Source organism: Mesorhizobium sp. L-8-10, from assembly GCF_016756635.1.
GTDB lineage: Bacteria > Pseudomonadota > Alphaproteobacteria > Rhizobiales > Rhizobiaceae.
The window spans coordinates 7,514,155-7,535,171 of sequence record NZ_AP023263.1 but is presented as its reverse complement, the minus strand read 5'-3'; the positions used below and the strand labels follow the sequence as shown (position 1 = coordinate 7,535,171).

The following is a 21,017-nucleotide window of genomic DNA, read 5'->3' as shown; positions in this document are numbered from 1 at the left end:
AAGGCAGCGGCGTGTTAGCCGATGATGCCCATGATGTCGGCTTCCTTCATGATCAGAAGGTCTTCGCCATTGAGCTTGACTTCGGTGCCCGACCACTTGCCGAACAGGATGCGGTCGCCGGCCTTGACGTCCAGCGGAACGAGCTTGCCGGCTTCGTCGCGGGCGCCGGAACCGACGGCGATGATCTCGCCTTCCTGCGGCTTTTCCTTTGCCGTGTCGGGTATGATGATCCCGCCGGCGGTCTTGGATTCGGATTCGACTCGGCGAACGACCACGCGGTCATGAAGCGGCCGCAAATTCGACTGTGCCATTTTTACTATCCCTGGTGCGCAGGTTGAAAGGTTCTCCGTTGCCGGAGGGTGGTTAGCACTCGCTATTGGGGAGTGCTAAGATGATCGTGAGATAGGCTGTAGGTTCGTACTTAGTCAAGACGGGCGGGGGGACGGACCGGAGGGCAAAAGATGTGGAATCGGCGCGGAAGCCGGACCCCCATTTACGGCGCAATCCCACTGCCTACGCGCGTTTCGGCCGTAAGCTTTGGGCCGACTTTTGTGTCTTATTTGGAATGTGAAATTATGTGAAATTAACGGCCGAGCAGTCGGCCGGAATCGACGGCCAGCCGAACAGTCTTGAGCCTTTTGCAATTCATCCCTAACCTCGGGTTGCATCGCCAAAAGGAGCGCTCATCGCTTCGGAGAACGTGCGGAACTTCCGGTCCTTGAGGTTGCGTAGTCGCGGCGCGAAGCGTTTGCCGATCAGGGCAAACAGCCCGAAGACGTGATCGCTCGCGCCGCCCGTATCGGTGAAGTGTTCCTGGATGTCGAGGATCGTGTCCTGGTCGAACAGCCCATCGAGCACATAGGCTGCCTCGCTTTCGGTCGGGCTGATCGGCAGGATGCTGAAGTAGCCGTACTGATCTGACAGATGGCTATAGAACTTCGAGCCCGGCTCGCTGCCATAGTGCAGATTGACGTCGCCGCGCTTCGCCGCTCGGTCGCTCGCGCGAAAGAACTGCCCATCGGATGACGCGGTCGTTCCATTGCCCCAAAATCGAGAATGTGGATGCCGGGTGTGCGCATCGGTGATGCATGCTTGCGCCGCGCGATAGGTCTCCGACCGGGCATGGAAGGTTCTCATCCAGCCGATCTGGTGAGCGCTAGTAGCGCGCGGTGGACACGGCAGCGCAGCCTGATGCTGGGTCGACTGGTATGCTTGATCGCTTGTGGCGACACCGTAACCGACGCTCACCTTTCCAATTCGGAGATCATGGTTAGAGCTGCCGATTGGCTGCCACCGCTGACGGCTGGTGAGCGGTCTTAAGCGAGCAGGGTCATTTACGTATGGGGCTTCGAGTGATGCCACACACGGTGCCTGCAAAAAGGGCAAATCCGACTGCTGAAAACCGCCGCAGTGCAAGGCTTGACGGCCTTCTTTCCTATACCCGTCCACGCGACCCAAGCTTTTCCCACAACGAATCAATCGTGGACCGAGGAAGGTGCAGCCGAAAAACATCGGACAAGACTCGCTGCAGTTCGCTCTTCGTTTTGAGGGTTTCTGTTTCCTCAATTTGGTTCCGAATCAAGCTGAAATCCTTGTTGAACAAGTTCGCAGGCCCTTCGGCTGTCAGCACGCTCATCATGAGGCTGGATGGAAACGGCGAACGGTCCCAGCGAGCGCAGATGAAGTTGGCGCCCTCAAAATCTGAGGGCAAGGCGGTGGCTCGATCGAAACCATAAAGAGGGAACCATTCATTCCCGTTCTTGCGTTCAACGACGAGTTCTCCGCTGGCGGAGTCAGCTCGCAGGCGAAACACGTCACGGCCAGCTGTTTGCAGTTCCTCTGTATCGATCCGTAGCGGTGCAATCGGTGCTGGACCACCGAAGCCAGCGTCGGCGAGCCAGTCGACGCCCTCGATGGTTAAGATGAATGCCTGGTGTGTGCGTGGCCCACCCTCCGCAGCACCCATACGCACTCTGCAAAGGATGGGCTGGATCGTGAAACCGAGTGCTTCGAGCGCCAAGCCAAACAACTTGTTCAATTCGAAGCAATACCCCCCTCGCCGGGCATTGATCAGTTTGGCCCAGATCGAATTCTCAGTCAGATTGGGTATATCACCCAACAGCACATCGATGTTTTCAAAGGGAATCGCGCGCATTTGAGCCTGCTGAAGGGCAACAAGACCGTCGACCGTTGTCGGCACTCGAGCAAGGCCGATACGATTCAGATAGATCGCAATATTGAATGCCATGGGATGTCCTTAACACCTAGGATTCGTATTCGTTGAACGCCTGCCGAAAGCGCGATGACGTCCAAGGGTTCACGGAGCAGAGTAAGGTGGCCATCTCCCCCTATAGAAGTGAACATGCCGACCATTCCTCGTGTTCGCACTGAACCAAAGCGGCGTTTCGAGCGCTGCAAATACCCCTCGTGATCCGGAAACGCGGGCATTGCTCGTACAGGGCACTGAACATCACGGTGCTGCAAAAACGGGTACACAAAGGACTTCCGATCCACAGCGGATTGCAACAGTCGACCTTCTCAGGCCTCCGCTCATGGTGACTCCCTGTGGCTCACTACGATTGGTCGAGATAAGCGTCGAACGCGGCAGCAACAGAGCGAAGCAAAATGCGATGGCCATGCCGCACGCGGATGAAGCCATTCTCGACGTCCACTATCCCGTCGTCGGCCAGCATCGCCAAGCGCTCAGCTGAATCGAGAAAATGGGTCCAATCAAATCCGTGGGCGGCACAGATTGCCGGTACGTCGGCCTCGAGATCACACATCAGTCGCTCGATGATTGCGCCTCGGACGCGGTCTTCGCCGATGAGACGGTAGCCCTTCGACGTTGCCAAGCGACCAGCTGCGATATGCTGACTATAGGCCTCCAGCGCGCCTGCGTTCTCGACGTAACCCTCTCCAACACGCCCGATAGCCGACGCACCAAAGGCGATCAGGGTTTTGCAGGTGTCGGCAGAGTAACCTTGGGAGTTGCGCCGCAGGCGACCGGTTTTCTGAGCCAATGCGAGCTCGTCGTCCGGCAAGGCGAAGTGGTCGACCCCAATCTCTCGGTAGCCGGCAGCAACCAGCGTCTCGGCGACGGCCGCAGCTTGTTCGGCGCGGGCAGCGCTGTCCGGTAGTCCTGCCTTTTCGATGAGGCGCTGATGTTTATTAGAAGACGGCGTGTGAGCGTATCCGAACACGGCAATCCGCTGCGGGCGCATCGCCACCGCCACCGTGGCGGTCTGGACGCAGGACTGCATCGTCTGATTGGGAAGACCGTAGATGAGATCGATGTTAATGCGGTTTATTCCCTGCTGGCGCAGGTTTTCGACGGCAGTCGCCGTCTGCTCTACACTCTGGATACGATTGATCGCTTTTTGAACACTGGGGTCGAAACTTTGCACGCCGAGGCTCGCGCGGTTCACCCCGGCTGCACTTAAGGCTTCGGCCATCTCCGCGGTGAACGTGCGCGGATCGATCTCGACGGCGATGGCGGTCTTTTGCCTGAACGCGAAGCGGCGGCGTAGAAGCTCCGTCAAGGCGAGGAATTCCGTTGGCTCAAGGAGCGTGGGCGTTCCGCCGCCAAAGTGCACGTCGCTCACGGGCAGCGCCTGCGGCGTTAGCTCTGAGACCAAATGGATCTCGCCGCGCAGCGCCGCCACGTAATTTTGGTTCGGCGGGTCCCGCTGGGTGATGGTAGTAGGGCAGCCGCAATACCAGCACATCGACCGGCAGAACGGAATATGGATATAGAGCGATACGGGATCGTTAGCCGATAGGCCGCCGAGCCATTCCCCATAGGCCTCCGCGCCGATCGCTGCGGAGAACTGCGGTGCAGTTGGATAATTGAAATACCAAGGCAGGCACGCCTCGCTATGTTTTGTCTGTAGCATAGCCGTTTCTCATCTTGATGTTAGCTCCATACCTGCCGCGCTCTCCTATGTCTCTGATCTTCAACTGTCGCGGCGCAACTTGTATTTCCGTCGTGCCAATTAGCCTGTGTACAATAGTCTCCATGGAAGCGCGCACGGGTGCGCTTTATTGGGGCGCTGTTGGCGAAGGGCGGATTTGGTCGGCGCATCTGGTGCAGGTGTTCGATTCCACCCGTAGTGCGCGCCACGTCTCCGCCCTCGCCGCCGGCTTCATCTCGCTTCAATCCACACGGTCCTAAGGCTTGCGCACTATTGTCCATGAGTTTTTGAGACATGTGGGTGTATTCGAGGGCGTAACGGCGGGCGTATCCCTGCAGGTTGCCCTCGGCCTTGGACAGTGCATCGACATCGAGGATGGTGCGCCATTGCGGCTTGCCTGACCTGTAGGATTCCCAGTTCGCACGCCGCCACAAGGCTTGCACGTGCGTCCCGTCCTGCCAGAGTTGTCGATCATGTCGCCTTGCGCAAGGCCGGGCGAAGCAATACGATCGGTGGCCTGTAGGATCTTCAGAATGTCGGCTTGGTATTCTCTGTAGCGCGGATCTTTCGACAGCTTATTGACGGTCGATAGGTTATGCGCCCTGACCCAGGTCATCGCCTCGACGTCGTCGACCTCGTTCAGATAGGCGCGGGGGTCGGTGGCATCGTTAGGAGCCTCGTTGGGGTTGGAACCGATCGCCTTGGCGATGGTGGTCATCTGGGGCTGGGCGGAAGCCGTCATGGCGGTCGCCGTAGCTAAGGCCGTCGCCGTCATTAAGCTGTTCATAGATGTACTGCTGATGGTTAGCTCTTTCGAAAGCCTCGAAAAACGTAGCCGAAGCGATGGAAATGAACCGCTTCGCCTCTTCTAGGCAAGAGCTGTGCCAGTAAGACACGCTTGAATTCGATGGATTATTCTGGGGCGGTGGGCGGCCGTCTAGGATAAGTCGCACCGTAATTGTCGCAAGCGCGACACGCTTGTCGCTTGGGAGCATGCTGCCCAAGCGACAGAGGCGAACGCCACCAGCTTGTTTTGAGACGTGATTCGCCTCAGGTAGCCGTTGCTCATGCCCGCGATGAAAGCACCGGTGCCGAAGCCGCCAATAAAATGCCGTAGACGATCCGTCCGCTCTTCAATTGATTCCGGACGACGAGAGGGAGCAGCGCCAGTATGGAAATGCTGGCCAAGCCGAAAATCAGAGATGTGAGGTTGGTACGGAGCTTGCTGGTACATCAGCCGATCGCTTGTGAGAGCGAGATGGCTGGATAGCTCGGACACTGAGCAGAGGCGGGAATTAGCTATGGCGCGAGCTGACGTAGAGCGATTCATCAACGAGTTGGGAAAAAAAGGCAGTCCGCTTGAAAACCTCAAACGGCGTGCTGGAGGGCTTGCATCGATTGTAGAATTTGCAAAGGACCTCGACTACAACATCACACTCGACGAGGTTAAAGGTTTTATCCGATCGAACAGCCGAGAAAAACCAAATAGCAAGAAGCTTCGCGCGACTGCGGGCCGCAAGGGTGGTTCGAGTGTTTCGACCTTGACCAGCCTTGTACACACCAATGCGTTGGCTAATTGCGCTCCGTGTACGTCCATGAGCCCTGTTAAAGTCGATGCAAAAACTGCAGCGGTCGCGGTCGTTGTCGTTGTTGTGATAGTTGTAGCTGTCGCGAGCTAGCTCTGATCGCATTGGCTCGAAGGAGCCGGTCTGAAGAGAACATGATCGCAAAGCTTGTCAACGAGATAATGCCATCAGGCGGACAAGGGACCGCTGCAAGGGCTCATCTCTACCCTCGGAGCGAACGCTGGCGGCAGATTTTTGATCGGCGCACGCCTAAGGAACGGCGCAGTTTGTCACATATCAAGCGCTTCATGGAGCGGCTGGCCGGTGATGGGAAATTCCGTACGGCGCTTTCCGAGAACCTCGACAACCCTCGGATAGTGACCGCGCGATACGGCATCGAAGTTGACCCAATGGAGATGCTGCCGCTCTGGTGCGGTGACTACCTGAAGTATCGCTTCAAGCCGGAGTCTGCCCCGTGGCCGCTGGCTATGATGTGGGATGAGTATACGCGGGAGATGTTGCGCCATCGCGACCTCCTGCGCGGCCAAGGCGAAATGTCGACTATCAATCCTCGCTTTCATGCCTGGCGCGAGCGCCAAATCCGGCGCTGTAACGACGAAATGGGCGAATTGGCGCCGTCAATCGCGCACTCTGTCATCGCTTTCGAGCTGAGCGAAGGCTGCACCGTCGGTTGCTGGTTCTGTGGCCTCTCGGCGGGTACCTTCAAAGGTTACTATGAATACACTGAGGAGCATGCAGAGGTTTGGCGCGGCGTGCTCCGTGCGGCGAGCGAAATGTTTGGTTCGGCAGTCCGCACTGGCTTCTGTTACTGGGCCACAGACCCGATCGACAACCCGGAGTACGACCGTTTTCTGTTCGACTACCATCAGATCACGGGCGAATTGCCACAAACGACGACGGCGGCCCCGCTCAAGGATCAGGCACTCACCAACCGCGTGCTCGAACTGTTCGAACGCTACGGTCGCGTGACCAATCGTTTCTCAGTGCTAAGCACGGACCATCTTAATCAGATACACGCGGCGTTTTCGCCCGAGGACCTGATGGGGGTCGAACTCATCCTGCAGGGCAAGGACGGGCCGACCGCAAAGGCTTTCACCGGGCGCGCACGAGCGCGGAAGGAGAAACTCAGGGCAGCCGGCAAAGACGCCGCAATCGCCGTGCCGGAGGGCTGTCCCACGACAATCGCCTGTGTTTCTGGCTTTCTCGTGAACATGCGGCAGGGACGTTTACAACTGGTGACGCCGGTACCGGGTAGCGAACGCTGGCCTCTCGGGTACCGAATCGTGGCTCAACGTTTCTTCAGCACGCCCGACGAGTTCCGGGAAGGTCTCGATAGCATCATCGACGAGAATATGCTCGAAAGCCCCGCTCCCAACCGGCCAATTCGCTTCCGCGGAGACCTGCAATACGAGGCAGGGGACCACTGCTTCCATCTCCGCTCACGCAACAGTGAGCATCGAGTGCTCGACGGGGTGGTTCCGATTCCCATTGGCCATCTAATCGCGAGCGGGAACTGTACAGCCTCGGAGCTGATTATGCGGGCCACGGACGGAGCGAGCGTCCTTGCAGTCGCCGACTTGCTCGATCAGCTATACGCGGCTGGGGTGATCGAAGAGGACCTCGACGACATTTCGCTTGGCAAAACGGGATGACGGGCGCGGGCCGCGGGCTTTTTTGTCCGCAACGCCACTGCCCTGCGTCCCGCTCGGGTGAAGCGGGCTATCGCGGCCGGCCTCGACGAAATCGAGGTGCTCGCCGAAGGCTTCGCCAATGACAATGGCGCCAAGCTTACCGGACCGCTCTATGCCGACGGTTGGCATTGAAGTCATTGGCGAGCCAGGCCGGCGTGGCGTTCCCCTCACGGATCATCTGGTCCCACCTCCAGGTCATCGAACGCGATGTTGCCCGCTCGGCTCTCGCGGATGAAGGCGTGAAGCGGCTGATGACCATTCCCGGCGGGGCTGCGAAGCCCCTGAGCCACGCGACCGAAAGCGGCGCAACAGGGAACCGCGTCGAATCGGAGAGCGGCGAGAGTGTGTCCACCATCGGCGAAATAACGACTGCCACGGAACTGACCTCGCTCGGAGTCGATTCGCTGGGTCTGGCGGATCTCCTCTGGGATGTGGAGCAGGCCTACGACATCAAGATCGACATGACGCGGCTGACGCCTGGTCGAATCTCAAGAATGTCGGCGACATGGTGGAAGCCGTCCGCGGTTTGCTCGCGAAGGAGGTCTGATTGGACAGGCGAGTCGTCATTACTGGGATAGGGGGGCTTTGCGGCTAGGCAACAACGCCGCCTCTATCTGGAAAGAGATGCGCGAAGGTCGCTCCGCCATCCGCCCGATGGTCACTTCCGCGCTTCATGAGATGAAGGGGACTGTCGGTACCGAGATCAAGGAGCTGCCCGAGCACGACATCGGCCGCAACCAGCTCGTCTCCATGGACCGCCACAGCTTGCTCGCTGTGCTTGCAGCGCGTGAAGCCATGCAGCACGCCGGACTTTCCTGCGATAAGGGAAATCCGTATCGCTTCGGCGCGACAGTGGGCGTCTGCGGCTGGGGCTGGGGAACGGTCGAAGAAACCTACCGTGACCTCCTTTTGGGCGGCGCGAAGCGTGCTGGCATTTACACTGCACCAAGGGGGTTGCCGAGCGCCGCTGCCAGCCAGGTCAGCATGAGTCTCGGCCTGCGCGGCCCGGTCTTTGCCATCGCCTCCGCATGCGCATCAGCCAACCATGCGATCGCTTCGGCCGCGGATCAGATCAAGCTCGGCCGGGCCGACGTGATGCTTGCCGGAGGCGCCGAAGCGCCGCTCGTATGCCTTCAGATGAAGGCATGGGAAGCAATGCGCGCGCTCGCTCCAGATACGTGCCGGCCCTTCTCCGCCGACAGGAAGGGAGTGGTGATAGGCGAGGGTGCGGGCATGGCCGTGCTGGAAAGCTATGAGCATGCCGCCGTGCGCGGTGCCACAATCCTTGCCGAGATCGCAGGCATCGGCCTTTCCGGCGACGCCTTCCACATCGTCGCGCCGTCTGTCGAGCGGCCGGAGGCCGCGATCCGCGCTTGCCTTGCCGACGCCGGGCTGAATGCGGAGGACGTGGACTACCTAAACGCCCACGGCACCGGCACCAAGGCCAACGATCAGACTGAGACGGCGGCGATCAAGCGCGTCTTCGGAGACTATGCCTATTCGATGTCTGTCTCGTCCACCAAGTCCATGTACGCGCATTGCCTGGGCGCAGCGAGCGCACTTGAAATGATCGCCTCCGTGATGGCGATCCAGGAGGGCATTGTGCCGCCGACCGCGAACTATCGCGAGCCAGACCCCGATTGCGATCTCGACGTCACGCCCAATGTGGCGCGCGAGCGCAAGGTGCGCGTGGCACTGAGCAACGCTTTCGCCATGGGCGGCATGAACGCAGTTCTGGCGTTCAAGCAAGTGTAGAAGGCATGCGAGATGCCTCCAGTAACTCTATCTCTCGTTTCCAAATGCTTGCCGGATCACGATTGTGAAGGACGTGCCCTTGGACCGCCTCGGTGAATGCGCCAATTGGCAGCGGAAGCTGGACAAGCCGGGGCCCCATCCTTTGCAAAATTCTCAACTGTTGAAGCGACGTCGACGTACCGCTACCCGGAAGGTTAAGCGAGCCCTTCGAGTTCGGCTCGATGGCCTGTCCAAAGCTGTATCCGATAATATCTGAAAGGCGCATGGCCGCCAGTGACCGCTTCCGTGGAAGACCGGCCGCAACGCGCTCGTCACCGGAGCAAATGGTGGAATCGGCGAGGCCGTGGCGCGGACGCTGCACGCGCAGGGCGCAACCGTCGGCCTGCACGGCACGCGTGTCGAAAAGCTCGAGATGTTGGCTGCCGAGCTTGGCGGGCGGACAAGACTGTTTCCGGCGATTGCCGGGTGATCGCGCTGAGGCACCAGAGCGGCAGATTTTTTGCAGAGGTACTCGGACTGAATACGCGTTCCCATTCACGTTAGCTGTGGATAACAAGGCTGAATTAACATGCAAAATCTGCGCATCTAAATCGATTTGAGCACTCACGGACGTTGCGGACCAGAATCGCCGTCACCCTGAAATCGACAAGGCATCGGCTATCCCAAAATCGGGGCTTGACGTTACGTAAGGTCCTATGTTTTCCGATGTGCAGGAACGACTTCCAGTCTCAGCCCAAGGGCGACGAAAATGAGGGGCAGCAATGGTGGCTGGCGAACCTAATGACGTGCGCGTCAAGCGTTGTGGTGGGGGATGGGTTGTTCATATTGTCGAGGACGGCAAACTGACAGTTCTTCGGTTCAAGACACAGTTTCCCGCCGAAAATTACGCCGATGGCCAACGAGCCAGGCTCGGTCTTGCTGCCAAGCCACCGATCGACGAACCTGATATGTAACCGGATCAGGCGTCGGATGGCTGGTGAGCCTTGGCGCCGGCGGGAAACACTTGCCGAAGGCCCACCTCAATGCTGCTTGCGGCCGTTCGGCTAGCCATATTCGCGATGATGGTTGGCACCGCTGCCGATGCGGAAGACGGTAGCCTGCTTGATCGACACGGCGGCAAAGATCATGAAAAGCCAGGTCGTCAAGGACCCGGCCGCGGCGCTTGAGAAAGCAGCAAGAATTTGCAAGCCGCCACCGCAAGTAACCTGAGACAAGGGTCAGACATGCAAACCGCTGTTCGCGGATCAGCAGCTGCGAGACATTGCGCCATCCCACGAAGGCCCACGGTGCCCAAGGCGTGGTGGGCATCAGCCTTTCGAAGCTGAGCATCAGCAACTTCGTCGAGTCTTAGACCAGACGCTCTTCAGTGCCGAGGCTCGCACATCTGTGGAGCGCGGCTCACGCCCCGGAGACCAGGGCAGGAATGACCAAAGGCTCATCCGCCTCGTCAAGAATGGCGAAACTGTAACGGCCGTCTGTGTCAATATCGACGGAGTAGCTCAGGCGGTCGAGTATGTGGTTATCCTGGTCGAACGTGACGATGCGCGGCTTCAGCGAAGTGATATGCGCTTCGTCCAGGTAGATGGAGTTGCAGACGATAATCGGGTCGTCGGGCTGACAGGTGCGAGCCGCCGCTCCGTTGAGGATGCAGCACCGTGAGCCGCGCTCGCCGAGGATGACATAGGTCGAAATCCGCGCACCGGAATTCTTGTTCCATATCTCCACGAATTCCATCGGCAGGATCCCGGCTGCCTCGCAGTGGTCGGGGTCGAGCGTTATCGAACCATGGTAGTTGAGGTTCGCTTCTGTGACGTGGATGCCGTGCAGCTTGCCGGCGACTAGTTTTCGCATTGGTCGTTGTCCCTGTATTCATCGTTCAAGGTCAGTCTTGGCAGTTCGGTTCGCGCGGCTAAATTCCAACGACGAGCGCACCGCCGCTAAGACCCGCACCCGCGGCCGCCAGAAGAACCTTCTCCCCCGGCCGGAACGGCGCCGCCCGATGGGCGAGCGACAGCGAGAGCGGGATCGTCGCGGCGGAAGAGTTGCCATACTCGGCGATCGTCTTGACGATCGCTTCATCGGCGATGCCGAGGTTTCGCCCGACCGCATCGAAAATGCGGGCATTGGCCTGGTGCGGTACGAACCGATCGATGTCCTGCGGCCGCATCCGGGCCGCCGCGAGTGCGTCCTGCGAGCAGGCAGTCATCATCTCAACCGCCTTGGCGAACACTTCGCGGCCGTCGGTGATCGTCATGCGGGTCTGCTCGAGATCGAGCTCGCCATGGAACGGGGTGTTGCTTCCGCCTGCCGGGATCTGGATCAGCCCGTAGCGCGAGCCGTCGGAATCCACCGAAGCGCCGAGAATACCCTGATAGGGATCCTCGCAAGGACCGATCACCAGGGCGCCGGCGGCATCGGCGAAAAGGACTGAGCTCGCGCGCTCGGCTGGATTGATGCGGCGGCTGAGGATGTTGGCGGCGATGACCAGCGCTGGTTTGCCGTGCAGGCGGGTGAACCCGTCCGCGAACATCAGCGCATAGACGAAGCCGGCGCAGGCGCCGGTCAGATCGACCGCGCCTGCGCGGCCAAGGCCGAGCTTGTGCGCGACCAAGGGTGCACTGGGCGGCAGAAGGTGATCGGGCGTCGAGGTGGCGAGCAACAAAAGACCGATGTCGCCACGGTCGATACCGGCGCTCGCCAGCGCCATGTCGCCGGCTTGCGCGGCAAGGCCCGACAGCGTGTCTTCGTCCGTGGCCCAGAAGCGCGACTGTATCCCGGTGCGCCGCTCGATCCAGCCGGGTTCTAGCCCGAGACTGTTTTCGATTTCCGGGTTCTCGACCTTGCGTGCCGGCGCATGATGGCCGAACCCGAGAAGGCGCGCCGATTTGCTCACGGCTTGGCGCCGAAGCGTTCGCCGGCCTCCTCGATGGCGTTGTAGAGTCCGTCGAGCGCGTCGCCGGTGATGCAATAGGGCGGCATGAGATAGAGGACATTGCCGAGCGGGCGCACCAGCAGCCCGCGCTCGAGGAAGAATGCGCGCAGCTTCGGTCCGATCTCGGCCAGATAGCCGGCGGAGCCGGTGCGCAGATCGAGGGCTGCGATCGTGCCCGTGGCGCGGCAGTCGGTAAAATACGGATTGTCCCGAAAGCGTTGCAGCCCAGCGGTCTGCATTCCGCTCAGCGCCGCGATACGCTCGGCCACCGGCTCGTCACGCCAGATCTCGACATTGGCGAGCGCCGCCGCACAGGCCATCGGATTGGCGGTGTAGGAGCTCGAGTGGAAAAACGTCTTCTTCCGGTCCGTCGAATAATGGGCCTGGAAGATGGCATCGGTCGCAAGCGTGGCCGCCAGCGGGATCACGCCGCCGGTCAGGCCCTTTGAGGTGCACAGGATATCCGGAGAGATTGCTGCCTGCTCGCAGGCGAACATGGCTCCGGTACGGCCCCAGCCGGTCATAACCTCGTCGGCGATCAGCAGCGTGCCAGAGGCCTCGGCGATCTTCTTCAACTCGGTGAGAACCCAGGCCGGATACATCAGCATGCCGCCGGCGCCAAGCACCAGCGGCTCGACGATCAGCGCGGCGGCGTGCCGGTCGCGGGAGACGGCCTCGAACCGGTCCAGCGTGTCCTGCTCGCGCCCGGCGGCAGGGAAGGGGATGGTGTCGACTTCGAACAGCAGCGGCTCGTAGGCAGCGTTGAACACGCCGCGGGCGCCGACGCTCATCGTGCCGATCGTGTCGCCATGATAGCTGTGCTCCATGACGACGATGCGCGAGCGCGGCGCACCGATGTTGCGGAAATAGCCAAGCGCCATCTTCAGCGCGACCTCGACCGAGGTCGAGCCGCTGTCGGAGTAGAACACCCAGTCGAGGCCGGGCGGAGCGAGACCGACAAGCGCCTTGGCCAGGCGCTCGGCCGGCTCGTGGGTGAAGCCGGCGAAGATGATCTGGTCGAGGCTCGCTGCGGTCGTCTCGATGGCCTTGATGATGCGGGGATGGCGGTGGCCGTGGGTGACGACCCACCAGGAGGAAATGGCATCCAGGATGCGCGTGCCGTCGGCCTTGTGGAGGTAGGCGCCTTCCGTCCGGACGATTTCAGGGATCGCCTGCTCGAGCGCGTGCTGGGTGAACGGATGCCAGACTTGAGACTGCGACATCATTCGCCTCCTGCGATCGCTGTGAGGTCGAAGCCGGCAACCATCGCTTCCCGCAGCGTCCCGCTCGTCAGCGGATCGAGCAGCGGCAGCCTGCCAAGCTGGCGCACGCCGCTGAATTCCACGATTGTTCTCTGCGTATCGGCCACCTCATCGCCGATGAAGGCAATGCCGATGAGCGGGATGGAACGAGCCCTGAGCGCCTCGATCGACAACAAGGTGTGATTGATGGTGCCGAGCTTGGTACGGGCGCACAGGATGACCGGCACCCGCCACTGAGCGAATATGTCGATGAACTTGGTGCGCCGGTTGAGCGGCACCATCAGTCCCCCGGCACCTTCGATGACGATCGGACCCGGCAAGTCCGGAAGCGAGAGCTCTGCGACGTCGATCGCGACGCCGTCGAGTTCAGCTGAACGATGCGGCGACAGCGGCTCCTTCAGGCGATACACTTCGGGCAGGATCCGCCCCATCGGCAGGCCGGCGAGCCGTTCCACGACCTGGCTGTCAGTCTCCTCGTCGAGCCCCGATTGCACCGGCTTCCAGTAGAAGCCGTCGAGCAGGCCGGTGAGCCCGGCCGAAAACACCGTCTTGCCGATGCCGGTATCCGTTCCGGTGATAACGATGCGCTTGGTCATGCCGTGGCCAACACCTCGACGAGCGCCTCGACCATGGCGCAAATGTCGGCTTCGTCGACATTGAGCGTCAGCGAGATGCGCAACCGCGACGTGCCCTCGGGCACCGTCGGCGGACGAATGCCGCGTATGTCGAAACCGCGTGCCTGCAGCGCCGCCGCCACGGCCATGGTGCGCCTGTTGTCGCCGATGACAAAGGGCTGGATCTGCGAGCCGCTGGGTGCCACGCCGCAGCGCTCGGCCAATTGGCGGCCCGCGAAGGCAACGCGCTCCTGCAGCTGGACACGGCGTTGGGGCTCGTCGGACAGCATGGCCAGCGCTTCGCGCACTGCCACCGCCATCAGCGGCGATGGCGCGGTGGAGTAGATGAATGGCCGGCAGCGGTTGACGAGATAATCGCACAGCAGTCCCGGCCCGGTAACCAGCGCGCCGGACGCGCCGAGCGCCTTGCCGCATGTGTGAAGTGCGACAGTGTTGTCGCGGCCCTCGAAAGCGGCGGCCAGCCCGCGGCCGTTCGGTCCCCAGATGCCGGTGGCATGCGCCTCGTCGACGACGAGGAATGCCTCGTGCCGATCGGCAAGCGCGATAAGGCGCGCCATCGGGGCGCGGTCGCCATCCATGCTGTAGAGGCTTTCGACCGCGATCCAGATGCGGCCCATGCCGCCTTCGGCGCGCCAGCGGGTGATCGCATCCTCGACAGCATCGATGTCGTTATGCGCGGCGAGCTTGAACTCGGCGCGGCCAGCGCGGGCCCCCTCATGCATACTGGCATGAGCAAGGTCGTCGAGGATCAAGAGGTCGCCCTTTTGCGGCAGCGTCGTCAGCAGAGCGAAGTTGGCGATATAGCCGCTGCCGAAGAACAGCGCGCGTTCGGCGCCGAAGAACGCCGCGGCGTCTGCCTCCAGAGCCTCGTGCTCCGGTGAGTTGCCCCTTAACAACCGCGATCCGGTCGCGCCGACCGGCGTCCCCCGCGCAATCGCCGCCGCCACCGCTTCGCCAAGTCTTTTGGAGGCGGCAAGCCCGAGATAGTCGTTCGACGAGAAGTCGAGCCCGGCGCGCGGTGCAAGTGTGCGCAGCCGGTCCTTGCGCGCCAGTCCGCGCAAGGACGCGTCATACCGGACAAGAAGTGCCTCGTTCATTGCGTGCCGATTTCCATCGGCTCGATGCCGAGACGCTGGAACAGCAGAGTATCCTTGTCTTCGCCGGGATTGTCCGCCGTCAGCAGTGTGTCGCCGACGAAGATCGAGTTGGCGCCGGCAAAAAAGCACAGCGCCTGCATTTCATCGGTCATGGCGGTGCGGCCGGCGGAAAGACGCACGTGCGACTTCGGCATCATGATGCGGGCCAGCGCGATCACGCGCACGAATTCGATCGGCTCGATGGGTTTGGCCTCGGCCAGCGGGGTGCCCTCGATCGGGATCAGCATGTTGATCGGAACGCTTTCGGGATGCTCCGGCAGGTTGGCCAGCGTCACCAGCATGTCGATCCGGTCCACCGGCTCTTCGCCCATGCCGACAATGCCGCCGCAACAGACCTTAATGCCGCTGTCGCGGACATTGGCGAGCGTATCCAGCCGGTCGGCAAACGTGCGGGTCGAGATGATCTCTGAGTAATAGCGCTCGGAGGTGTCGATGTTGTGGTTGTAGTAGTCGAGACCGGCCTGTTTCAGACGAGCGGCCTGCTCAAGATCGAGCATGCCGAGCGTCATGCAGGTCTCCATGCCGAGTGCCTTGACACCCTCGACCATCGCCACCACCGCGTCCATGTCGCGCGCCTTCGGGTTTCGCCAGGCCGCGCCCATGCAATAGCGGGTGGCGCCGGCATCGCGTGCCTTGGTCGCCTCCATGATGACGCGCCGGACCTCCATCAGCTTTGACGCCTTCAACCCGCTTTCGTGATGTGCCGATTGGCTGCAATAGCCGCAATCCTCCGGGCATCCGCCGGTCTTGATGCTGAGAAGCCGGCTCAGCTGGACCTTGTTGGGATCGAAGTTCTGCCGGTGAACGGTCTGCGCCTGAAACAAAAGGTCGTTGAATGGAGCGTCGTGGAGCGCTTGGGCTTCCGCTCGCGTCCAAGGGGGAAGCGCCCAACCGATTGGATCCGAGGTCAGGTCTGGGCTGAGTTCGTTCATAAAATCTTGTTCTCCATAATCTTCCGTCCTTGACCTGGAGCGTTGCAGTGGATGCTGAAGACCAGGCGCATGCCAGCGGGAAGTCTTCTATCGAAACGCGACTGGTGGCGCTCTTGAGCGGACTCTCCAACTGCTGCCCGCAGGCTCAACTCACGTCATCCGTGGGGATTACGGTTTCCGTTATATTACTCTGAGCACAGGAATGCTCCTTTCTGATCGCGTCGCAGGATTCGGTGAAGGCGACGTCCAGCAGATAACCCAGAAGTTCCAGCCCGTGAGAGGCCGCCAACTGGCGCATCTCGTCGAGTCGGCAGATGATGACGCCAAGGGCTGCGACGCGGCTTTCTGTGCCTTGCTGGTCCGTCCCTCCCGCCTCCGTTGTTGAAGCGTGTCGCCTGGCGCCGAGAAGGCTTGCGTCGGCTGTTGGTGGAACCTGGGACGTGCTGACGCAGGTTAGCCTGCGACCAAAGGAGTTCCTGCGATCCCGGTTCATGTCCTCTCCATCAGTTCAGATGCCTGTTGCAATTTCGGTCGGCCGGCATGTCGAGACCAATGTCGAGGATGGGCGCGCTGTGGGTAAGCCAGCCGACCGATATGAGGTCGACGCCTGTCGCCGCAATTGCCCCGGCGCTCGCCCGCGTCACCCGGCCCGAAGCCTCGGTGATCGCGCGGCCACCGACCATAGCCACAGCCTGCGTAAGGTCCTCGACCGACATGTTGTCGAGGAGCACGGCGTCGACACCCGCTGTAAGCGCGATCTCCAACTGGTCCAGCCTGTCGACCTCGACCTCGATCTTGACCATGTGACCGATGGCGCTGCGCGCCCGCTCGATTGCGGTGCGGATATCGCCGGCAATGGCGATGTGGTTGTCCTTGATCAGCACGGCGTCGTCGAGCGCGAAGCGGTGATTGGCACCGCCGCCCACTCGTACCGCATACTTTTCCAGGACACGCAGGCCGGGCGTCGTTTTGCGTGTGCACACGATTTTTGCGTTATTGCCCCTCACCGCGTTTACGAGCGTAGCCGTTGCCGTCGCGATGCCGCTGAGTTTGCATAAGAAATTGAGCGCCGTCCGCTCCGCCGTCAGCAGGCTGCGCGCCGGCCCGTTTACGATCGCGATGGTCTGGCCGGCCGAAACCTTGCCGCCCTCAGGACACCGCAGCTGGATGCTGATCCCGGGATCGACCAGCAGGAAGGCAAACATGACCAAGTCGAGCCCGGCAACAACGCCTGCCTGCCGGGCATTCAACGCCAGCGTCGCTTTGAAATCGGCGGGGATGATCGCATCGCTCGTGATGTCGCCGGCTCTGCCCAGGTCTTCAAGCAGGGCAGAACGCACGATGGGCTCCATGATGATCTGGGGAAGTGGTGCAAGTGAAGTCATGTCAACGGCTCCGTTCGGATGCTTGCCATCTGAGCGTGACGGCATTCTCAAAAGCTGTGCAGAGCGTCAATCGTGAGGGGAGGGCGGCGGGATCGCGCCCGGGGAAATCGGATCGAAAGTGGGAGCCGCGGCTCTCCTCGCGCCGAAGGGCGGCGATCGCCATCAACAATGCCACCAGGGCCGGATCGGCCGCGGCCGTCTCGCAAACAGAGATCGGCAGCAGTGTCGCGACCGTGTCGCACAATGATTTCCCATTCCGAACAATGCCAAGCGCATTGGACACAATCGGGCGAATAGGTGAAGGGTCGGGCCGGATGGGAACAGTTGCCGGAAGCCTAGGCCACTGCCCACCCGCAGAGGTAGCTGCGACGCTTTCAGCCACCCAGGCGGCGGTTGCAACCGCTTCGGTCAGCGAGTTGCTAGCAAGCCGGTTGGCGCCATGCAGTCCTGTGCATGCGACTTCGCCACAGGCCCACAGGCCGCTAACGGAAGTTCGCCCCTCGGCGTCAACGGCCACGCCGCCCATGTGATAGTGAGCAGCGGGCCGCACGGGAATGGGTTCCACCGCCGGATCGATGCCGGCATGCTTGCAAATAGCGTCGATTGCCGGAAAGCGTCTTGCGAATTTCTGCCCGAGACAATGTCGGGCATCGAGATAGACGCCATGCCCGGCGGCGAGCTGATCGGAGATCGCCCGCGCGACCACATCGCGCGATGCGAGTTCTGCCCCGGGCGTGTCTGCCAGGAAGCGATGGCCGTGCTCATCGATCAGCACCGCGCCTTCGCCACGCACTGCTTCGCTGACAAGCGGCATTGGCCGGCGCGCAATGTCGAGGGCCGTCGGGTGGAATTGCACGAATTCGAGATCGGCTAGTTCCGCTCCAGCACAGGCTGCCAGCGCCAGGCCGTGCCCGAATGAGGAGAGCGGATTGGTTGTATCGCAAAACAGGCCGCCTATCCCACCGGTCGCCAGCACCACGCGGCGTGTGGGCAATGCGAACACGGCGCCATGCAGGACAGTCAGCAAGCCAACAATGCTGCCCTCCGCGACAACCAAGCGAAGCGCTGTCATGCCTTCCATGATCGTGATCGAACGGGTTCGCCGCGCCACGCCGAGTAGCGCCCGAAACAACTCGCGGCCAGTTGCGTCGCCGGCGGCGTGCACGATGCGGCGACGCGAATGCGCCGCTTCCAGGCCCAGCCGTAGCCTCCCGTCTAGCGACCGGTCGAAAGGAGCACCAAGACGAATAAGGTTCTCGACGGCTTGAGGTACGGCCTCTACCACCCTCCTGGCCATTTGTTCGTCGCAAAGCCCATCGCCGGCAGCAAGCGTATCGGCGAGGTGCAAGTCGGGGCTGTCGTCCTCCCCCAGACTCGCTGCGAGCCCGCCCTGGGCTAGAATGCTCGAGGCTTCGGTTCCGAGCGAGGTCCTTGACAGAAGGACGACTGGTTGCGGCGCCAAGTGTAGCGCCGTCATGAGCCCGGCGATACCAGCGCCGATGATGACCGGCGCTCCGCCAATGTGATGGATGTCCGCCGTCATACAAAGAGCATGCGTTCCACAGCCCAGCGGGCCCGTTCAGCGACATGAGGATCGATCGTGACGACGTGGCGGTTCTCCTCGAGCGCGGTCCGGATGTTGGCGAGCGTGATGCGCTTCATATGCGGGCACAGATTGCATGGGCGCACGAAATCTACTTCCGGATGCTCGACCGCGACGTTGTCGCTCATGGAACATTCCGTCATCAGCACCACACGCGCCGGCCTATGCCGCGCGACATAGTCGGACATCGCCGCCGTCGAGCCGGCGAAGTCGGCTTCCGCGACCACTTCAGGCGGACATTCGGGATGGGCAAGTACACTGATGCCGGGATGGGCCTCACGCAGCTCGCGGATGTCGGCCGCGGTGAAGCGTTCGTGCACCTCGCAGCGCCCCTTCCAGGCAATGATCTCGACCTTGGTCTGCGCCGCGATGTTCTTCGCCAGATATTCATCGGGCAGCATGATCACACGCGGCGCGCCGAGCGATTTCACCACCGCGAGCGCATTGCCCGAGGTGCAGCAGATGTCGGATTCAGCCTTCACCGCGGCGGAGGTGTTGACGTAGGTCACCACTGGAACGCTCGGATAACGCTGCCGCATCAGGCGCACGTCTTCGGCGGTGATCGACTCGGCCAGCGAACAGCCGGCGCCGAGATCCGGGATGAGCACGGTCTTGTCCGGATTGAGGAGCTTGGCGGTCTCGGCCATAAAATGCACGCCCGCGAGCACGATGATTTCGGCATCGACTGTCATCGCCTTGCGGGCCAGCGCCAGGCTGTCGCCGACGATGTCAGCCACGCAGTGAAAAATCTCCGGCGTCTGGTAGTTATGCGCCAGGATGACCGCATTGCGCTGTCGCTTCAGATTCAGGATTGCGTCGATATCCTCGACGAAGACCGACCACTCGATCGGTGGGATAACGCGCCGAACGCGGTCGTACAGTGAGGCGCTCGAAGGCAGGACGGCACTCATCGAGCCTCCAGTTATAGTCCATCTGATTATAAGATATATATAATCGTTGTGACTATAAGGGGTGTCAAGCCCGTGCGAGCGGTAATTTTGTGCCGGCCACAGGCCTCTCGTCGAGAATAGTATGGTGGAAGCGGTAGAGCTGCGCAGGCCGGCCGCCGGTCTCGGCGGTCGTCGCCCCGGTCTTCTCAACCAGTTCCTGCTGCTCTATGAGCCGGCGAAAGTTCGGCTTGTTGATGAGCCTGCCGGAGAGCGCCTCCACAGTTCGCTGTAGCTGCAAAAGCGTGAAGAGCGGCGGCATCAGTTCGAACACAACAGGCCGGTATTTAATTTTGGAGCGCAGTCGTGCAATAGCCGTTGCCAGAATGCGGCGGTGATCGGCGATCATCGATCTGCCCGGCACCGAAGGGAGGATGGCCGAAACTCCGCCGCGCTTTGCTTCCTCCACCAGGGCGGCTTCGTAGAGCAGCTCGTAGCGCTGCAGCGCGAGTTCTTCGTTCCATGCCCGGCCGTCCAAGGCAAAGGCAACCGCCGCTCGCCGTCGGCGATCGAAGCGCGTCGCGCCGTCGTCCGCGCCGTCCGCCCATTCGATAAGGCGCGGCCGCAATTCTTCCAGCACTATCGGGGGCCTGCCGGACCGATGATCCTCCCACGGGAAATAGTCGTACCAGCTGGCCCAACTGCGCCTGCCCGAGGCGCCCGCATCTTCTTCGCGGGTGAGTGCGAGATAGCTGATCGAGATCACGCGCTGGTTGGCGCCGACCCGATCGCGATCGGCAAAGGTGTAGAGCTGCTCGATATAACCGAGAGGCTGACCGGTCTGCAGTTCCACCCATGCCCTAAGCCCCGACTGGAGCGAACGATGAGCGAGCTCAAACGGGCCCGAGGGAAGAGCGGCCCCCTGTTCGATGGTCAGAACACATGGTCCAGCGTCGTTCACGGCGACCACGACTGCGATCAGGTCGGCGTTGACATTGTTGGTCTTGCCTATGGTTCTGCCTTTCCTTGGTCCTTTGGCCTGATCCATGGTTCCTGAGCCACTTGGGTTAGACCTCCGTGCGAACTGTCTAAACCGATTTAGTTCTGTTCTTTATCATACCAATCGTCGCGTCAACACCACGCGCTGTGGCGACTTTACCTCTTCGAACCTGCACAAAAATATGCCAAACGCGACACTCGCCGTGGGTGACGCTGGGTGAGGAGAGACGTCGATTGAGCGTCGGAGGTATCGTAAAAGGCGATCACGCCGCCGGATATGCG

General features: G+C 61.3%; 17 protein-coding genes and 5 pseudogenes. 6 read left to right on the top strand and 16 right to left on the bottom strand.

The genetic code is table 11. From position 1 onward, the window contains the following. Positions 1-14 precede the first annotated feature (14 nt). The 5 genes and pseudogenes from groES to JN280_RS39825 all read right to left on the bottom strand — a co-directional run bounded on the left by groES (position 15) and on the right by JN280_RS39825 (position 4,629). Positions 15-311: a co-chaperone GroES gene (groES, locus tag JN280_RS35105; protein ID WP_010913529.1), complete on the bottom strand. Its 297-nt coding sequence runs from the start codon at positions 309-311 to the stop codon at positions 15-17. A 364-nt stretch (positions 312-675) separates the two neighbouring features. Next, a pseudogene (locus JN280_RS35100) lies at positions 676-1,167 on the bottom strand (Tn3 family transposase); the annotation flags it as partial. A 268-nt stretch (positions 1,168-1,435) separates the two neighbouring features. Continuing rightward, on the bottom strand, positions 1,436-2,248 hold the full coding sequence (locus tag JN280_RS35095; RefSeq protein WP_010913531.1) for an arylamine N-acetyltransferase family protein: 813 nt from the start codon (positions 2,246-2,248) through the stop codon (positions 1,436-1,438). Positions 2,249-2,573: 325 nt separating this feature from the next. Further along, complete coding sequence (hemN, locus tag JN280_RS35090; RefSeq protein ID WP_010913532.1) at positions 2,574-3,893, bottom strand: oxygen-independent coproporphyrinogen III oxidase; 1,320 nt, start codon at positions 3,891-3,893, stop codon at positions 2,574-2,576. A 274-nt stretch (positions 3,894-4,167) separates the two neighbouring features. Further along, on the bottom strand, positions 4,168-4,629 hold the full coding sequence (locus tag JN280_RS39825) for a hypothetical protein (protein ID WP_244743673.1): 462 nt from the start codon (positions 4,627-4,629) through the stop codon (positions 4,168-4,170). Between JN280_RS39825 and JN280_RS39820 the strand changes: the two genes are divergently transcribed. Beyond that, positions 4,598-4,783: a hypothetical protein gene (locus JN280_RS39820; protein WP_202362419.1), complete on the top strand. Its 186-nt coding sequence runs from the start codon at positions 4,598-4,600 to the stop codon at positions 4,781-4,783. The two genes, JN280_RS39825 and JN280_RS39820, sit on opposite strands and share 32 nt — an antisense overlap. 65 nt (positions 4,784-4,848) lie before the next feature. On the opposite strand, the pseudogene JN280_RS35080 reads toward JN280_RS39820, so the two are convergent. Continuing rightward, positions 4,849-5,108, bottom strand: a pseudogene (locus JN280_RS35080) (MFS transporter); the annotation flags it as partial. Between the two features lie 104 nt (positions 5,109-5,212). On the opposite strand from JN280_RS35080, the gene JN280_RS35075 reads away from it, so the two are divergent. The 5 genes and pseudogenes from JN280_RS35075 to JN280_RS35055 form a co-directional block, all read left to right on the top strand. After that, positions 5,213-5,590 carry a hypothetical protein gene (locus tag JN280_RS35075; protein ID WP_202308804.1) on the top strand — a complete coding sequence of 126 codons (378 nt, stop codon included), beginning with the start codon at positions 5,213-5,215 and terminating at the stop codon, positions 5,588-5,590. Positions 5,591-5,631: 41 nt separating this feature from the next. After that, entirely contained in the window at positions 5,632-7,149 is a 1,518-nt protein-coding gene (locus JN280_RS35070; protein WP_244742538.1) for a radical SAM family RiPP maturation amino acid epimerase, read from the top strand. 290 nt (positions 7,150-7,439) lie between these two features. Next, positions 7,440-7,735 (top strand): annotated as a pseudogene (locus JN280_RS35065) (acyl carrier protein). Next, a pseudogene (locus tag JN280_RS35060) lies at positions 7,736-8,943 on the top strand (beta-ketoacyl-[acyl-carrier-protein] synthase family protein). It begins immediately after the preceding pseudogene. Positions 8,944-9,235: 292 nt separating this feature from the next. After that, positions 9,236-9,400, top strand: a pseudogene (locus tag JN280_RS35055) (SDR family NAD(P)-dependent oxidoreductase); the annotation flags it as partial. A gap of 941 nt (positions 9,401-10,341) precedes the next feature. On the opposite strand, the gene panD reads toward JN280_RS35055, so the two are convergent. The 10 genes from panD to JN280_RS35005 form a co-directional block, all read right to left on the bottom strand. Beyond that, a complete protein-coding gene (panD, locus tag JN280_RS35050) occupies positions 10,342-10,794 on the bottom strand; it encodes an aspartate 1-decarboxylase (protein ID WP_010913542.1) in 453 nt (150 codons plus the stop codon). A gap of 58 nt (positions 10,795-10,852) precedes the next feature. Then, positions 10,853-11,836 (bottom strand): beta-ketoacyl-ACP synthase III, encoded by a 984-nt coding sequence (locus JN280_RS35045; protein ID WP_202308803.1) that lies wholly within the window; start codon positions 11,834-11,836, stop codon positions 10,853-10,855. Continuing rightward, positions 11,833-13,098, bottom strand: coding sequence for an adenosylmethionine--8-amino-7-oxononanoate transaminase (locus tag JN280_RS35040; protein ID WP_202308802.1), 1,266 nt, complete (start codon positions 13,096-13,098; stop codon positions 11,833-11,835). The genes JN280_RS35045 and JN280_RS35040 overlap by 4 nt, the downstream gene beginning before the upstream one ends. Beyond that, positions 13,098-13,733: a dethiobiotin synthase gene (gene bioD, locus JN280_RS35035; protein WP_202308801.1), complete on the bottom strand. Its 636-nt coding sequence runs from the start codon at positions 13,731-13,733 to the stop codon at positions 13,098-13,100. Before bioD ends, JN280_RS35040 begins: the two co-directional genes overlap by 1 nt. After that, positions 13,730-14,869 (bottom strand): 8-amino-7-oxononanoate synthase, encoded by a 1,140-nt coding sequence (locus JN280_RS35030; protein WP_202308800.1) that lies wholly within the window; start codon positions 14,867-14,869, stop codon positions 13,730-13,732. The genes bioD and JN280_RS35030 overlap by 4 nt, the downstream gene beginning before the upstream one ends. Continuing rightward, positions 14,866-15,861: a biotin synthase BioB gene (gene bioB / locus JN280_RS35025; RefSeq protein WP_096453571.1), complete on the bottom strand. Its 996-nt coding sequence runs from the start codon at positions 15,859-15,861 to the stop codon at positions 14,866-14,868. The genes JN280_RS35030 and bioB overlap by 4 nt, the downstream gene beginning before the upstream one ends. Positions 15,862-16,364: 503 nt before the next feature. Beyond that, on the bottom strand, positions 16,365-17,246 hold the full coding sequence (gene nadC / locus JN280_RS35020; RefSeq protein WP_202308799.1) for a carboxylating nicotinate-nucleotide diphosphorylase: 882 nt from the start codon (positions 17,244-17,246) through the stop codon (positions 16,365-16,367). A 1-nt stretch (position 17,247) separates the two neighbouring features. Next, positions 17,248-18,789, bottom strand: a complete 1,542-nt coding sequence (locus tag JN280_RS35015) for an L-aspartate oxidase (RefSeq protein ID WP_199201480.1) — start codon at positions 18,787-18,789, stop codon at positions 17,248-17,250. Then, a complete protein-coding gene (gene nadA, locus JN280_RS35010) occupies positions 18,786-19,760 on the bottom strand; it encodes a quinolinate synthase NadA (RefSeq protein ID WP_006333927.1) in 975 nt (324 codons plus the stop codon). The genes JN280_RS35015 and nadA overlap by 4 nt, the downstream gene beginning before the upstream one ends. Before the next feature lie 64 nt (positions 19,761-19,824). Further along, positions 19,825-20,784: an NUDIX hydrolase gene (locus JN280_RS35005; RefSeq protein ID WP_010913550.1), complete on the bottom strand. Its 960-nt coding sequence runs from the start codon at positions 20,782-20,784 to the stop codon at positions 19,825-19,827. Positions 20,785-21,017 lie beyond the last annotated feature (233 nt).

Excerpts from the sequence above, each read along its gene's own strand:
- groES (WP_010913529.1), bottom strand. The coding sequence starts at position 311 with ATGGCACAGTCGAATTTGCGGCCGCTTCATGACCGCGTGGTCGTTCGC.
- JN280_RS35095 (WP_010913531.1), bottom strand. The coding sequence starts at position 2,248 with ATGGCATTCAATATTGCGATCTATCTGAATCGTATCGGCCTTGCTCGA.
- hemN (WP_010913532.1), bottom strand. The coding sequence starts at position 3,893 with ATGCTACAGACAAAACATAGCGAGGCGTGCCTGCCTTGGTATTTCAAT.
- JN280_RS39825 (WP_244743673.1), bottom strand. The coding sequence starts at position 4,629 with ATGACCACCATCGCCAAGGCGATCGGTTCCAACCCCAACGAGGCTCCT.
- JN280_RS35075 (WP_202308804.1), top strand. The coding sequence starts at position 5,213 with ATGGCGCGAGCTGACGTAGAGCGATTCATCAACGAGTTGGGAAAAAAA.
- JN280_RS35070 (WP_244742538.1), top strand. The coding sequence starts at position 5,632 with ATGATCGCAAAGCTTGTCAACGAGATAATGCCATCAGGCGGACAAGGG.
- panD (WP_010913542.1), bottom strand. The coding sequence starts at position 10,794 with ATGCGAAAACTAGTCGCCGGCAAGCTGCACGGCATCCACGTCACAGAA.
- JN280_RS35040 (WP_202308802.1), bottom strand. The coding sequence starts at position 13,098 with ATGTCGCAGTCTCAAGTCTGGCATCCGTTCACCCAGCACGCGCTCGAG.
- bioD (WP_202308801.1), bottom strand. The coding sequence starts at position 13,733 with ATGACCAAGCGCATCGTTATCACCGGAACGGATACCGGCATCGGCAAG.
- JN280_RS35030 (WP_202308800.1), bottom strand. The coding sequence starts at position 14,869 with ATGAACGAGGCACTTCTTGTCCGGTATGACGCGTCCTTGCGCGGACTG.
- bioB (WP_096453571.1), bottom strand. The coding sequence starts at position 15,861 with ATGAACGAACTCAGCCCAGACCTGACCTCGGATCCAATCGGTTGGGCG.
- nadC (WP_202308799.1), bottom strand. The coding sequence starts at position 17,246 with ATGACTTCACTTGCACCACTTCCCCAGATCATCATGGAGCCCATCGTG.
- JN280_RS35015 (WP_199201480.1), bottom strand. The coding sequence starts at position 18,789 with ATGACGGCGGACATCCATCACATTGGCGGAGCGCCGGTCATCATCGGC.
- nadA (WP_006333927.1), bottom strand. The coding sequence starts at position 19,760 with ATGAGTGCCGTCCTGCCTTCGAGCGCCTCACTGTACGACCGCGTTCGG.
- JN280_RS35005 (WP_010913550.1), bottom strand. The coding sequence starts at position 20,784 with ATGGATCAGGCCAAAGGACCAAGGAAAGGCAGAACCATAGGCAAGACC.